Origin of the sequence: Rhodococcus sp. IEGM 1366 (assembly GCF_033142425.1) — a bacterium.
GTDB lineage: Bacteria > Actinomycetota > Actinomycetes > Mycobacteriales > Mycobacteriaceae > Rhodococcus_F > Rhodococcus_F globerula.
In genome coordinates, this window is the sequence record NZ_JAWLRZ010000012.1 from 1 (window position 1) to 13,622 (window position 13,622).

The 13,622-nt window shown below is 60.2% G+C and carries 13 protein-coding genes; 8 read left to right on the forward strand and 5 right to left on the reverse strand.

Annotated elements, in window-relative coordinates; translation table 11 throughout:
• Window positions 1-140 precede the first annotated feature (140 nt).
• Together otsB and R4P64_RS28855 are read right to left on the reverse strand one after the other, a co-directional pair.
• Window positions 141-3,377, reverse strand: coding sequence for a trehalose-phosphatase (gene otsB, locus R4P64_RS28850; protein ID WP_317823590.1), 3,237 nt, complete (start codon window positions 3,375-3,377; stop codon window positions 141-143).
• Between the two features lie 78 nt (window positions 3,378-3,455).
• On the reverse strand, window positions 3,456-3,851 hold the full coding sequence (locus R4P64_RS28855; protein WP_317823592.1) for a hypothetical protein: 396 nt from the start codon (window positions 3,849-3,851) through the stop codon (window positions 3,456-3,458).
• A 232-nt stretch (window positions 3,852-4,083) separates the two neighbouring features.
• Here R4P64_RS28855 and R4P64_RS28860 point away from each other — a divergent pair, with 232 nt between their 5' ends.
• The 8 genes from R4P64_RS28860 to R4P64_RS28895 all read left to right on the forward strand — a co-directional run bounded on the left by R4P64_RS28860 (window position 4,084) and on the right by R4P64_RS28895 (window position 11,427).
• Window positions 4,084-4,602: a flavodoxin domain-containing protein gene (locus R4P64_RS28860; RefSeq protein ID WP_317823593.1), complete on the forward strand. Its 519-nt coding sequence runs from the start codon at window positions 4,084-4,086 to the stop codon at window positions 4,600-4,602.
• Complete coding sequence (locus R4P64_RS28865) at window positions 4,599-5,507, forward strand: universal stress protein (protein WP_317823594.1); 909 nt, start codon at window positions 4,599-4,601, stop codon at window positions 5,505-5,507. Before R4P64_RS28860 ends, R4P64_RS28865 begins: the two co-directional genes overlap by 4 nt.
• Before the next feature lie 47 nt (window positions 5,508-5,554).
• A complete protein-coding gene (locus tag R4P64_RS28870; protein ID WP_317823595.1) occupies window positions 5,555-5,803 on the forward strand; it encodes a hypothetical protein in 249 nt (82 codons plus the stop codon).
• Between the two features lie 9 nt (window positions 5,804-5,812).
• A complete protein-coding gene (locus R4P64_RS28875) occupies window positions 5,813-6,562 on the forward strand; it encodes an SDR family NAD(P)-dependent oxidoreductase (RefSeq protein WP_317823596.1) in 750 nt (249 codons plus the stop codon).
• A 1,201-nt stretch (window positions 6,563-7,763) separates the two neighbouring features.
• Window positions 7,764-8,231 carry an Hsp20/alpha crystallin family protein gene (locus R4P64_RS28880; RefSeq protein WP_317823597.1) on the forward strand — a complete coding sequence of 156 codons (468 nt, stop codon included), beginning with the start codon at window positions 7,764-7,766 and terminating at the stop codon, window positions 8,229-8,231.
• Between the two features lie 401 nt (window positions 8,232-8,632).
• On the forward strand, window positions 8,633-9,061 hold the full coding sequence (locus R4P64_RS28885) for an SPW repeat protein (RefSeq protein ID WP_317823598.1): 429 nt from the start codon (window positions 8,633-8,635) through the stop codon (window positions 9,059-9,061).
• The gene (locus R4P64_RS28890; protein ID WP_045067616.1) at window positions 9,051-9,323 is read left to right on the forward strand and encodes a cold-shock protein; all 273 of its coding nucleotides are present in this window, start codon (window positions 9,051-9,053) and stop codon (window positions 9,321-9,323) included. Before R4P64_RS28885 ends, R4P64_RS28890 begins: the two co-directional genes overlap by 11 nt.
• 58 nt (window positions 9,324-9,381) lie before the next feature.
• Window positions 9,382-11,427 (forward strand): erythromycin esterase family protein, encoded by a 2,046-nt coding sequence (locus R4P64_RS28895; protein WP_317823599.1) that lies wholly within the window; start codon window positions 9,382-9,384, stop codon window positions 11,425-11,427.
• Between the two features lie 35 nt (window positions 11,428-11,462).
• Here the strand turns inward: R4P64_RS28895 and R4P64_RS28900 are convergent, their stop codons facing one another.
• The 3 genes from R4P64_RS28900 to R4P64_RS28910 all read right to left on the reverse strand — a co-directional run bounded on the left by R4P64_RS28900 (window position 11,463) and on the right by R4P64_RS28910 (window position 13,618).
• Entirely contained in the window at window positions 11,463-11,666 is a 204-nt protein-coding gene (locus tag R4P64_RS28900; RefSeq protein ID WP_317823600.1) for a hypothetical protein, read from the reverse strand.
• A 564-nt stretch (window positions 11,667-12,230) separates the two neighbouring features.
• Complete coding sequence (locus R4P64_RS28905) at window positions 12,231-12,479, reverse strand: acyl carrier protein (protein ID WP_317823601.1); 249 nt, start codon at window positions 12,477-12,479, stop codon at window positions 12,231-12,233.
• Between the two features lie 11 nt (window positions 12,480-12,490).
• A complete protein-coding gene (locus tag R4P64_RS28910) occupies window positions 12,491-13,618 on the reverse strand; it encodes a dihydrolipoamide acetyltransferase family protein (RefSeq protein ID WP_317823602.1) in 1,128 nt (375 codons plus the stop codon).
• Window positions 13,619-13,622 lie beyond the last annotated feature (4 nt).

Here is a 13,622-nt window from a genome sequence, read left to right on the forward strand (position 1 = left end):
TCCTCTCGACCAAGCCAATCGCGCCTTGGTCGATCTTGCAGCAGACAGAACTATCGGTGCCGCAGTGCTCGTGCCATCACAACCCCAGGACCGCAATACACCACGATGAGCGATGAACAGACGGCCGAAAGACCTGGCCGCTAGGTCAGTTGGACTGTGGCGCCCGGGTGAAGTTGCACGACCTGACCACGGCACTCGACCTCGATTGGTGGCTGGGTCCCCGCCGCGGCGCTGACCTGCACTACCTTGCGATTGATACACAGACGCAGTCGATGGCCCCGGTAGAAAATGGGAAACTCGAGGGTGCCTAGTTGCTCCGGCCAGTGCGGGGAAAAGATAAGACGGTCACCTCGCGTCTCGAGCCCGGTAAAACACCGTTGCAGCAGATCGACACTGCCGGCCATGGCAGCTAAGTGAATTCCCTCCGCGGTGGTTCCCCCCTGAATATCGGCGATGTCGGATTTGAGCGCCAGGTCGAAGAACTCCATCGCGCGATCGCGGTTTGCTCGTGCCAGCACCCAGGAATGGACAACGCCACTCAGCGTCGAGCCGTGCGAAGTGCGTGCCATGTAGTAGTCGATGGTTCTCGGTATGGCGTCACCGGCGAACTCATAGCCCAAACCGTCGAGGATGTAACGTAACTCGTCGGAGGAGAGCAGGTAGAACAGCATCATGACGTCAGCTTGCTTCGATGCCTTGTAGCAGTTGACGTCGTCACCCTCGGCCTCGAGGATTCGATCGAGGCGTTGGATATCGCCGTAGCGGCGGCGATACTCTTCCCAATTCAGTTCCGGAAGGTCGGCATATCCCTCGAACTGGCTGATGACCTGATCGTGAAACGGAACGAACATGTGGGCAGTGATATCCCTCCAACGATCGATTTCCACCGTGGTCAGTCCCAGCGCTTGAGTCAGGTCCGAGCGAATCTGAAGCGGGACCACGTCGAGCGCGTCGAGTGCCCGCAGCATCACCCAGACCGACATGACATTGGTATATGCGTTGTTGTCGATCCCACCGAAAGGGGCGTTCGGGTATCCGGAGTGGAACTCGTCAGGTCCGATGACGCCTCGGATGACATAACGACCGAGCGCCTGGTCGAAGGAGGTGAGGCTGGCGTAGAAACGTGCAATTTCCACCAAAACCTCTGCACCGCAATCGATCAGGTACTCCATATCGCCAGTGACCTGATAGTACTGCCATATGTTGTAGGCGATCGCGATGCCGATATGGTGCTGGCGCCGACTCGGGTCCGGGTGCCAGCGACCGGATCTCGGATTGAGATGCAGTTGCTGGCTCTCCTCCCGACCGTCACTGCCCGACTGCCACGGGAACATCGCGCCCTGGTGACCGGCTTCGCTCGCCGCCCGGCGGGCCTCCCCCAAACGGCGGTACCGATACCGCAGCAATGATCGGGTCAGCGTGGGCATCCGAAGGTTCAGCACCGAAAAAACGAACAACTCGTCCCAGAAGATATGGCCTCGATACGCCTCCCCATGCAGTCCGCGTGCCGGTACGCCTACGTCACGGTCGGCGCTGTTCGGCGAGACCGTCTGCAACATGTGAAGGACATGGAACCGTACGACGCGCAGCGCGTGGCCGTGGCCCTCGAAGTCGATGCCCATACGGTCCCACAAAGACACCAGCGCCAGCACATGACGGTCGAGCACCACATCGAAACGGCCCAGCCGGGAGAGCCAGCGCTCGGCTTCGTCAGCCGGCTCGGACACCGCGTGATCATGGCCGGTGAACACAGTCACCATTTTCTCGAGAGTGACAGAACAGCCCGTGTCGAGGTCCACGGTGATGTCGTGCCCGATCCGGCCGCCGCCCTCGACTAGCCGGTATCGACTTGGGAAGGGATCGCCGTCACGCCACACCGTATTCCGGGCTGCCATCGCCACCGGTATTCGAGATTGGTTGGTCTGCACCACAAGCAGCACCGAGTCGTTGGAGAGTGCGGCGGCCTTCGTCAGTTCGAGGTGACGGCTGCTGAGTCCGCGGTAGCGCTCGACCAGTGTGTTTTCGACCGTGCCGTCGAGTTCCGAACGGATCTCGAGTCGGCCCGACCAGTTTTCGGCCACAATTGTCATCTCGAGGGCACAGGCATGCGAGAGGTGCATGGCAACAAATCTTCGCTGGACGATCGATGTGGTGTGACCCGCGTTGTCGCGGATCTGGAAGCGGCGAGTGAGAATGGCCCGGCGAAGATCAAAGTACTGCTGGAATTCGAGCACTTCCGCAGCGTCGATGTCGAACCACGACCCGCCGTCGATCCGGAATGTCACCGGCAACCAGTTCGGCAGGTTCACCATGCTTTCGTTGTCGAGGGTGCTCCCGGTCATTTCGTCCTGGAGACGGTTGAATATGCCGGACGCATACGTACCCGGGTAGTGCCCGGCACCTGCGGAGGATTCAGGTGCGCAACCGCGAGTGGCGACAGCACCGTTACCTACCGTGCAGAGTGCCTCTCGAAGTTTCTCGGCGTTCGGGTCGTACCCGTCGAAGAACACTGTCCAAGGATCACTCGGCTCCGGCACTGTCGCCGAATGGCTTCCCAGCAGATCGGCCAGCCATTGCAACAGGTGGCAGACCTCGTCGGGGCTGTCGACCGCGAATCTGGCAGCCGACCGTCGATCGCCGTCCTCGAAGTGGCGCACCACGATACCGACTCCGAGGTCCGCCACCGCGGAAAAGGCATCCTCGTCGGTGAAGTCGTCACCGATATAGATCGGCAGTACGTTGCCGGTGTCTGTGAGGTGCTCGAGAATCCAGTCCAGTGTCTGGCCTTTGTCCCAGTCGACGTCGGGGCGAAGCTCGACGACCTTGCGCCCGCTGGTGACACGGAGCCCGGCTCGATCCGCGACTTTGTGGACCGTGGCGACCACCTCGTCGACCATGTCCATATCCACCGTTCGGTAATGGACGGCGACAGTAAAATTCTTATGCTCCACTACAACTCCCGGAACGCTGGACAGGCGGTCCCGAAGCATGTGCGTGGCACGTTCGAGATCCGGCACCGACGACAGGGCTGTGTCGTTCCGGTAGTGATGTCCGCTTGGTCCGACGACTTCGAAACCGTGACTCCCCGCATACCAGATCCCGGTCATGCCAACTCGAGTCTGTATGTCTGACAGATCGCGGCCGCTGATCACACCTACCGGGCAGCAGTGTGCGAGCCGGGCAAGCTCGTGTGCGACACCGTCGACCAGGGTGGCAGCGGCCGGGTCGTTCACGATGTTCGAGAGTGTGCCGTCGAAGTCCAGGAAGACTGCTGGCTGCCGGGAACGCACAAGGGCGGTCAACTGATCTCGGGATGCCAAAGCTTCCGGTATCTCCGACATTCGGCGGCCGAGCGGGCTTGCCGGAGCCCGTGTCATCGAGTCAGCTCCAACGGTGTGTGCACAATGTTTTCTCTCCTGGTTTCCGTGATGTCGGAGTGGTTCGGTGGCGATGCCTCAGTTGACCGGTCCCACTACAAACCCTGCTTTCGCAAGATCTGCAAACGCAGGGTCCGTGCGTGAACCGTCGTCCCGAACCTCGACGTATCGCGCGGAATACCCCCGCGGGTCGGGTGCGCTGCCGACCTCCGGTCGCCTCTCGAGCACCACGGCGCCCGGCCACCGTGCATGCACAGCGGCGCTCAAGAGCGTTCCGTCGACGACACCTACCGAAATCGGGCCACCCTCACCGACCACTACTACTCTCCGGCCGTCGGTCAACATCCACACACCGACGGGAAACGACCGAGCCTCACCCGGTCCGCCGATGACCACCATCTCACCTATCGCGCTCACACAGTGTGCAGACTCCCGAGATTCCATTGTGCTTGTGCCCTCCTGCGTTGGCGTCATCGATCACAGGGTGATCGTCACTCTTGACGTTAGTGGGATAACCCGCGTCAAACCCGTGCCGTCGGAACACAAGTGAGATGGTCCAAAGGCCCTTTTTCATGCACCTGGTGACTCTCGCGTCAGGCAGGTCGCCGCGGAACAATTCGAGTTGAAGGCCCCGCCCTCGAGTCGCGAGGCTTACGGCAGCAGCCAGATTCAAGCATCGGCACCAACCAGTTGCACGGAGGCATTCATGAGGGCCCTGGTCACCGCGGCTAGTCGGCACGGCTCGACTACTGAGATCGCCGCCGTTCTCGCTGAAACTTTCCGTGGCAACGGGGTGGACGTTGATCTTGTCGCCCCAGGTGAAGTACATGAACTCACCGGTTACGACACGATCGTCCTCGGCAGTGCAGTCTATTACGGCCGCTGGATGAAAGAAGCCAAGGACTTCGCGGATCGCTTCTCCGATGCGCTGCGGCTACGGCAGGTTTGGCTGTTCTCGTCCGGACCGATCGGGCCGGACGAGTCCTCAGGCGGCGATCCCTCCGACCTTGCCTCCCTGGTTGACACGACCGGCGCCGCCGAGCACCGATCGTTCTCCGGCAAACTCGATCGCACTGTCCTCGGATTCGGCGAAAAGCTCGCATCCCGGGCGGTGCACGCTCCGGAAGGGGACTTCCGCAATTGGGCGTCGGTGCGCAGTTGGGCAGAGTCGATTATCGACACACCCCGGCGAACACGCCACTTGGAACCGGAAGGCAACTCATGACCATGCGCGCACCGATTGTCGTCGGAGTCGACCGTTCCGACGCTGCATCGAACGCCGTTCGGTGGGCTGCTCGAGAAGCCGCACTACGGGCACGCCCACTGCACCTGGTCGCCACGATGCCCGGTACGGAAACTACTTTCCGAAACGCCGTAGCGCTGCAGGCACCTGAGTTCCCGGATCAACGCTACGAAGGTGAGGAACGGCTCTCGAAAGCCCATGCGGAGGCACTGAACTCAGCCGACTCCACACGACTCACCATCGTCAAGCACTTGAGATTCGGCAATGCTGTCGAACTGCTGCTGGACGAATCGCACGACGCCGCAATGCTTGTCGTGGGGTCGCACGGGCTTGATCAATTCGCATCAGGTGTCCTCGGCTCCACAAGCTCGGCAGTGGTGTTGCATGCTCCATGTCCGGTGGCGATCGTTCGACACATTCCTGGCGCGAACCGATCGCCGCTCGACGGTCCGGTGGTAGTGGGTGTCGACGGCACGGAAAACAGCGAACCTGCCATCGCCGAAGCATTCGAAGCCGCATCCCTGCACGGAGTCGATCTCGTTGCAGTCCATGCCTGGAGCGATTCTCATCTCACGACCGCCTTCACCTCCGACCCCAACGGTGTCGTCCTCGACTGGGACGCGATCGCTACCGCCGAACACGCCGTGCTCGCTGAACGACTCGCCGGGTGGAAAGAAAAATACCCCGATGTCGCGGTTCGGCGGGTCGTCGTCAAAGACCGCCCTGCACGGCAGTTGACGGCCGAGTCGACATCAGCACAACTCGTCGTCGTGGGACGACGCGGGCGCGGCGGAATTTCTTCGATGCTTCTCGGTTCCACAAGCCGGCACCTCATGCATACGGTGTCGTGCCCTCTGTTGATTCTCCATTCCCCCGTTGCTTCCTGACCGAAAATCCGACCACCACTAAGCACATCAGACTGATCGGGCTGACAATGACCACACACCTCGAACCGTCCGCATCCCCAGAGACATCGCAGTCCGCACAGCGATCCCTGACCGTCAACCGCCTCGCCGCCGAGTTCTCCGGACGCATCTCCCCGGAATGTATCGACATCGTCGTCGAGGGCGCTCTGGCCGACCTGTCATGGGCATCGTCGAAGGCTCTCCCCGAATTGAGCGAACGCCTCGCTCGTCAACGGATCATCAGTTACCTCGACAGCAAGGCCAACAACTTCGACTGAGAGGGCGCCGTGAACGACGTCAAGGGAAAAAGTGCACTCGTCACCGGTGGGGCGCGCGGGATGGGCGCAGCTATAGCCAAAGCCCTGTCGGAAGAAGGTATCGGAGTCCTGATCGGAGACCTCCTTGATACAGAGGGCGAAAAAAGCGCAGCGAAGCTGGGCAACCAGGTGGCCTTCCAACGTCTCGACGTCACACAAACCGAAAGCTGGAAATCCGCCATCGACACAGCAGAAACGACATTCGGCCCCCTGTCCGTTCTCGTCAACAATGCAGGCATTCTCGAGTCCGGCAGCATTCAAGAGCAACATCCGACGCAGTTCAGACACGTCCTGAACACCAACCTGTACGGCGCCTGGCTCGGAATGCATTGCGCTGCAAAGTCACTGATGAGATCAAACAGTGGCACCATCGTGAATATTTCCTCCACCGCCGCTCTGACCGGCTACGGAGGACTCGGAGCGTACGTTGCAAGCCAGTGGGGCCTTCGAGGGCTTACGAAGACTGCCGCGCTTGACTTCAGCCCGTACAACATACGGGTCTGCTCCGTTCACCCCGGACCGATCGACAATGCAATGACAGCGCCATTCGGTTCCTCATGCATTGCCGAGCAACCGATCCCGCGCTGCGGAAGCCCTGAGGAGGTTGCCTCGATGGTGCGGTTCATAGTCTGCGAAGCGACGTACTCGACCGGCTCCGAATTCATCCTCGACGGCGGGTGCACATCGGGATTCACTCACCCCGTTCCCGATGGGAAATGACGATTCGCACCTAATGAGAAAATCCATTGACACGGAACCGATTTCGCGGGAGCGAATGGGCGGTTAGCTGCCTCTCGTCTCGGTGATCAATCTCGCGAACGAGGAAGCAGAGAAAATTAGAACAGACCCCGCTGACCGGGATGGGAGTCACAATCAGCGGGGCCCGGCACCGTCGACAACGTCGATGACGCGAAGATGAACTTAATGCCCCGCGTTGGGGTCCGCCACTTACATACCGGTAACTACGAGGTGGTCACAACCTCACACCGAGGTTGTTTTCTGTCATGTCGGGACCGATACCGGTACCCGGGTAGGTACTTCTGCCCATGTACATTGCTTTTTTCACTGGCAGTATCAGAACGTACCTCCACGCAGTGATCGAAGGTGATGGCATGTCGACCGTCAAGGCCCAACTGGACAATTGTCAGTTGAACCGCGCCCAGCTTGCCGGCAACGACGATGCGATTCGGCAGCTCTCGGAGCGCCGACTCACGTTGGTTAAGCAGCTAGCCAGCATAAGAACTCACATTCACCTGGTGTAGGTACGCAGCCGGGCTGCATTGCAGCCCGCTGCCCCGTGCCAATACCCCCGACCTCACACCGAGGCCAGGGGTATTAGCGTCATCCGCGCCGAGCACACGACACGGCGACCCACTATCCACACCAAGACTCGCCCCCTCATGTTGAATCTCGACACAACGACCATACGGTCGTCAACGACGTTTCGACGCAGGATCATTCGAATAGATGACGAAAGACCCATCATCAATTACTTTCGGCCAATCAGCACAAACGTTTCGTCGTGCGGTGACTCATCCGTATCAGACACGTGACGGTACCGATCTGGGTGGACTGATGCGTGCCGCAGCCGGCAACGACAGGTGCGTATCTGGGTGACCCATCTGGGCGGTCGTCAGCATCAGCCACGTGGACCGGTGCACGCCGAGACATCGCCAACCATTGACATCTCTCGCGCAACCTCGACACAGGTGCAGAGAAACCGTTGTAGCCCAACATCATTGCTGACATCAGACTAGAAGAATGAGGCTGAGGGCTCGGCTGAGCGAACCACTTCCGGGCAACCCGGTCAAGTTCGGAAGTTCACTCGTCATCGAATCGAGGACAGTTGACCCTACTGACCCCACCCGGTGAGGAGTGAAATCGGAGGCATCAGCAACCATTTCCATCACAGGAGTCAGCTATGAGCGTTCTTTCCCCCAGAAGCTCCCACCCGGCAATGCTGCCGGCGTGGCCGTCACTTCCCGACTGGTCCGATTTGATGGCCAGATTCGAGGCGATGCCGGCATGGTCCTCGCTCGAAGGCCACATGATTCGCGTCGAGGAACACCTCGAAAAGGGCCGATACGTCCTGCGCGCCGAACTCCCCGGAGTAGACCCCGAACACGATGTCGATATCAGCGTCCGCGACGGCCAACTGACAATCAAGGCAGAACGCACCGAGAAGCAGGAAGAGGGCACCCGGTCAGAATTCCACTACGGGAGCTTCTTCCGGTCGATGTCCTTGCCCACTGGCGCCCAGGAAGATGACATCGCCGCAACCTACGACGATGGCATCTTGATGGTGACGGTACCGGTTTCCGAAGCACAATCGCCGGAAAAGCACGTCGAAGTCAAGAAGGCAATCGCCAAGGGCGGCAAGAAGAACTGAACGATCAATCCTCTGTCCGTCAGGGCTGGTACAGTCCGCCGTTCTCGATCGAAGCAGGTATGCCTAAATCAGTGGTCTCCCTGATCGTTGCGCTCTGACTCGCACTGGCAGCGGTAGCGGCGTGGAGCACCGCGCCTTCGTGATCGCTACGCTCAGCGCCCTCACACTGGGTCTGTGCACACTAATCGGCGCGATTATCGAATCCAGCAACCAACAGCCAAGGCTGAAAACCACGAAAAGAACCTCACCACTAGTCAGTCCTCTTCGGATTCTTCCGGGCTGCTTTCGCCAGGATTCACTGGCGAAAGCCATTACCCACCAAAGAAACCAACCGATGCGGACGGGATGTTGTCCACCGCATTACCGAGGAGATGAACACAATGTCATCTACCCACGCACCCATGCACACGCATCCAGACATCGTCGCACTGCGCGAGCGCTACGATCAGGTAGCCCAGGAACCTACCGCCCAAATCACCGACGGCATGATGATGATATCCGGACTGTACGGCGCTGCATCCGCGTGGATCGTCGGCTTCGACAACCAAACTCCCCTGACCGTAACGAACCTGATCACCGGTGTGGCTATCGCAGTGCTCTCGGTCGCGTTCGGAACCGCATACGGCCGCAGTCACGGCCTGACCTTCGTCGCACCGTTGCTCGGGATCTGGTTGATCGTCTCCCCCTGGATCGTTTCCGGTGTCGATACCAGCACGGCGATGATCTGGTCCAACTCCGTTGTCGGAGCACTGGTGTGCCTTCTTGGGCTTGCCACTGCAGCAGTAGGAATGGGACCGCGCGTTCAACGACGGGAATCGCATGACCAGTGACCCGAACGCTATTGCCTCCGCCAAACAGAGACACGGTCACGTCGAATGGTTCAACCAGGCGAGCGGGTTCGGGTTCATTGCACCCGACGGCGACGGCCCTAGCGTCTTCGTGCACCATTCCGAGATCGCAGGAAGCGGTTTCCGCACGCTTGATGACGGAGAGCTAGTTACCTACGACCTCGACCTGACAACACACCCGCCCCAGGCCCGCAATGTCCACAAAAATACGCGTACCCGGCGCACACGAGCCGAAATAACGTGAACATCGTTGCGAACCAATATGGTCCGGTGCATCGGCGGGCAGAGAAGTGAGTCGAAATATGAGCAGTTCCACCAGAACATCTGCGGGCAGACCGGAACAGGTCTTTCGGAATCGTCGAGAAGCAGGTCGCATGCTCGGGGAACTACTGACGGTTTACCGCGGCAACTCGGATGTCGTCGTCCTCGGCCTCGCACGCGGAGGCGTTCCCGTGGCATGGGAAGTAGCGGCAGCGCTGGACGCTCCTCTCGATGCGTTTGTCGTGCGCAAACTCGGCATCCCGGGGCATGACGAATATGCCATGGGAGCCCTCGCCAGCGGCGGGTCCGTGGTCCTCAACGACGACCTTCTCCGAGACCTCGCCATCTCCTCGGCGCAACTGAGCGAAGTCGTGGTCAAGGAAGGCCGCGAACTGGCACGACGCGAAGCCGTGTACCGGGAGAATAGGCCGCCACCCGAGGTCGCGGGCAAGACAGTGATTCTTGTCGACGACGGTCTCGCCACCGGCGCCAGCATCTTCGCCGCGGTCGACTCGATCCGTCGACAGGAGCCTGCGCGGATCGTCGTCGCGGTGCCAGCGGCACCGGAATCGACGTGCCGCGAACTCGGCGCAATGGTCGACGACATGGTGTGTGCGACCATGCCCTTTCCGTTCCGCGCGGTCGGCGCCTCGTTCTGGGATTTCAGCCAGGTGACGGACGAGGAAGTTTGCACATTACTGCGCACCTCGACCCGCGGGAGGAACACAGATGGCGCCAGGATTCACGAATTCACCTCGGCTGCGGGAATTATTCGAATTGCCAGCGAAAGCGCGCCAAACGGTGTTCCCCCTCGTGACGCCCTACTCGATCTTGTCGGTGATGCACGCGTAGTGCTGATCGGCGAGAGTTCACACGGCACTCACGAGTTCTACGCTGCACGTGCCCAGATGACACGAATCCTGATCGAGGACAAGGGTTTCAATGCTGTCGCTGCAGAAGCCGACTGGCCGGATGCCTACCGAATCAACCGATATGTTCGCGGGCAGGGGCAGGACACTTCGGCGGAGCAGTCACTGCGCGGCTTCGAACGATTCCCTGCCTGGATGTGGCGCAATACGGAAGTACTCGACTTCGTTGCCTGGCTACGCGAGCACAACACGGCCAGCGCAGCAGTCGACGGTCACCAGGTGGGATTCTACGGACTCGATCTCTACAGCATGCACCGATCCATCCAGGAAGTGATCGAATACCTCGAACGCGTGGATCCGGATGCGGCACGACGCGCTCGTGATCGATATTCCTGTTTCGACCAGGTAGCAACAGAGGACGGTCAGTCCTACGGCTACGCAGCAGCTTTCGGCGCCGGCGAATCGTGTGAGACACAGGTCGTCGAACAGCTGAAAGATCTTCAGTGCCATGCCATCGACTACGTTGGCCAAGACGGCATCGCCCCGGAGGACGAACAGTTCTATGCCGAGCGCAACGCGGCCACGGTGCGTGATGCAGAAGAGTACTACCGCACCATGTTCCGAGCCAGGGTCTCGTCATGGAACATGCGCGACCGCCACATGGTCGACACACTCGATGCACTGGTCAAGCACCTCGACATTGGGGCCGAAACGCCGTCGCGTGTGGTGGTGTGGGCCCACAACTCGCATGTCGGCGATGCCCGTGCCACCGAGGTGGGAGCGCACGGCGAGCTGACGGTCGGGCAACTGGTCCGCGAACGATATCCTGACACCTGTCGTCTGATCGGCTTCAGTACGTATGAAGGGACTGTCACTGCCGCCGGCGAATGGGGCGGACCGGCCGAACGCAAAGTTGTCCGTGCGGCCTTGCCCAGTAGCGTCGAGGAACTTTTCCACGAGGTCGGCAGAGGTTCATTCCTCATCCGCACCCACCACGGACCTGCTGCCGACACACTGCGGACTGCACGTCTGGAACGTGTTATCGGTGTGATCTACCGTCCCGAAACGGAAAGACAGAGCCACTACTTCCATGCCAGGTTGTCCGACCAATTCGACGCGGTGGTGCACGTAGATACGACAAGGGCCCTTGAACCGCTCGACCGCACAAGTTTGTGGATAGAAGGAGAACGGCCCGAAACCTATCCCTTTGCACTGTAACCCTTTACGCCGTGCCAGCCGGACATCTACTCCTGTCACTGACTCCATGCGAGAACTACTGCGATGATCGCGATGTCGACGGCGACGGCGAACGAGAGCCGGCGGGGAAAGAAGACAGGATTCGGGAGGTACTGCGGGCCCTGTTCCACGGATCTTCCGACACCCGATATCGAACGGTCCGAACCTGAGGTCGGTAACCACAGTGTGCGCAACACCGGGCAGATGTTTGTCAACTTCATGTGCGTTCGATGCCGACGAATACCGCGGTTCCGGACTCCTTCGCCCAGGCGCGCAACAGAATCCTTCCGACATCATCACCGCGAGGCCAGATTGGCGGTACACGGACGTACGCAATCGAGCTGCGGGGAGACCAGGGCACCGGTCTTCGTCCGGTATACCTCGGCGGGAGTGGCGAGATACTCGTCGTGGCGCTGGCGGAAGGTAGAACCGGCCCCGTATGGCGGTGGCGATCAGCATGACCATTCCGATCAGCGATAAGACACCCCACCGACGAGCAAGACTATTTTGTGCCGGTATTCACTTGAACCGCCTTCCGACAGGGCATTCCCACACGGTGTCCATCCGCCGGCAGCGAGATGCGATCGACCAGGGCCGCACGGTGATCACCGGCCACACCGCAATCGAGCGCCTCAGCGGGGTACTCGGTCGCAACGGTCATGAGGACAGCAGTGAGGGAACTGGCAGAGGAGCCGCTGGTTTCCGACATTGCTAGAGATGCATCGGATACCCCTGAAAGCGAAGGCACCGTACATGTTCGCCGAGGAAGGGGAACAAATGCGATCTCAGGACGGTACGCGAGTGGAAACGTAGTCGGTGATATTTGCCAGCGTGACTAGTGCGGCATAGTCAGACTCCGGAATATCGACTCCGAGCCTCGAGTGCAGTCGGACAAGGAAATTCAGCCAGTCCATCGAATCGAGGTCCACTTGACTTCGAAGCGATTGATCGCGGACGAGTTCGTTGTCGTCGATTTCGGGTGCGATGTCTTGCAGCGCCGCGATCACCGAAGTCTCGATGTCGGATGCGTTCACGTTCAGCTCCTTTACAGATCTTGCGGATGTTGCAGCAGTTCACGGATTGCGGTCAGGAACTGAGCTCCGCGGTGCCCGTCGGAAGCTCTGTGGTCGGCTGCGAGCGATGAGGTGACCACTTTGTGAACACACAGTTGTCCGTCATCAACCCACGGCCGCTCGGCGATCTGGCCGAATCCGACCAGCGCCACTTGCGGCGGGTATATGACTCCGAGGACTGCTTCGACGCTGCGTTCGCCCAGGTTCGTCACCGTCAGTGTCGGATCCGACATCTCGGAGCTGCGCATCGACCCGGCACGTGCGCGTGCCACCAAGTCTGTCAACTCGGCCATCAGTTGTCGGAGGGGTTTGTCAGCGGTGTCGTGAATGGCCGGGGCGACCAGACCTCCTTGACGCAGAGATATCGCAACACCCACGTGCACGGACTTGTGGGGTCGGAACTCGCCGTCCTGCCAGAACCCGTTCATCTCGGGGAAGCGTTGCGCTGCAAGTGCAACCGCCTTGAGTTGCAGCACAGCGGCCAACAGGCGCTCAGTCACCGGGCGACCGGTGTTTTCACGTTCGAGCCAAGCGGCAGCAGCTTCCAAGGGGATGTGGTCGGTCAAGTAGTAGTGCGGTATCTCGCGCTTGGACCGGCTCATCGATGCTGCGATTGCCCGGCGCATCTCCTTGACCTTGTCTGCGGCAACGACCTCGGTTGGTTCCGAAGTCCTCGAATGCGCGGCATTGAGCACATCGTTCAGTGTTACTGACGAGAGCGGTCCTGTTCCCTCGAGTGAGGCGATGTCGATGCCGAGTTTCTCAGCTTCTCGGCGCGCCACCGGGGATACACGAATTCGTCGTTGCGGTTCCGCTTTGTCCTGCAATGGTTTCGGCTCCGGAGCCGTGTCGGGAGCGGACTCGCCTGGAGCGAGGAGCGTAGCCATGGCAGTCCCCACCGACACGGTCGTCCCGGGTTCGATCAGCAATTGATATATCGTTCCTTTCTGCCAGATTTCCACGTCCACTGCTGCTTTCACGGTGTCTACCGTTGCGACGGCTTGACCGCGTTCGACTTCCTCGCCCGGCTTGACCAGCCAGTCGGTGAGTGTGCCCTCCTCCATATCGGAGCCGAGGGAAGGCAGTACGAAATCAAACATGGGG

Excerpts from the sequence above, each read along its gene's own strand:
- otsB (WP_317823590.1), bottom strand. The coding sequence starts at position 3,377 with ATGACACGGGCTCCGGCAAGCCCGCTCGGCCGCCGAATGTCGGAGATA.
- R4P64_RS28855 (WP_317823592.1), bottom strand. The coding sequence starts at position 3,851 with ATGACGCCAACGCAGGAGGGCACAAGCACAATGGAATCTCGGGAGTCT.
- R4P64_RS28860 (WP_317823593.1), top strand. The coding sequence starts at position 4,084 with ATGAGGGCCCTGGTCACCGCGGCTAGTCGGCACGGCTCGACTACTGAG.
- R4P64_RS28865 (WP_317823594.1), top strand. The coding sequence starts at position 4,599 with ATGACCATGCGCGCACCGATTGTCGTCGGAGTCGACCGTTCCGACGCT.
- R4P64_RS28870 (WP_317823595.1), top strand. The coding sequence starts at position 5,555 with ATGACCACACACCTCGAACCGTCCGCATCCCCAGAGACATCGCAGTCC.
- R4P64_RS28880 (WP_317823597.1), top strand. The coding sequence starts at position 7,764 with ATGAGCGTTCTTTCCCCCAGAAGCTCCCACCCGGCAATGCTGCCGGCG.
- R4P64_RS28885 (WP_317823598.1), top strand. The coding sequence starts at position 8,633 with ATGCACACGCATCCAGACATCGTCGCACTGCGCGAGCGCTACGATCAG.
- R4P64_RS28890 (WP_045067616.1), top strand. The coding sequence starts at position 9,051 with ATGACCAGTGACCCGAACGCTATTGCCTCCGCCAAACAGAGACACGGT.
- R4P64_RS28895 (WP_317823599.1), top strand. The coding sequence starts at position 9,382 with ATGAGCAGTTCCACCAGAACATCTGCGGGCAGACCGGAACAGGTCTTT.
- R4P64_RS28900 (WP_317823600.1), bottom strand. The coding sequence starts at position 11,666 with ATGAAGTTGACAAACATCTGCCCGGTGTTGCGCACACTGTGGTTACCG.
- R4P64_RS28910 (WP_317823602.1), bottom strand. The coding sequence starts at position 13,618 with ATGTTTGATTTCGTACTGCCTTCCCTCGGCTCCGATATGGAGGAGGGC.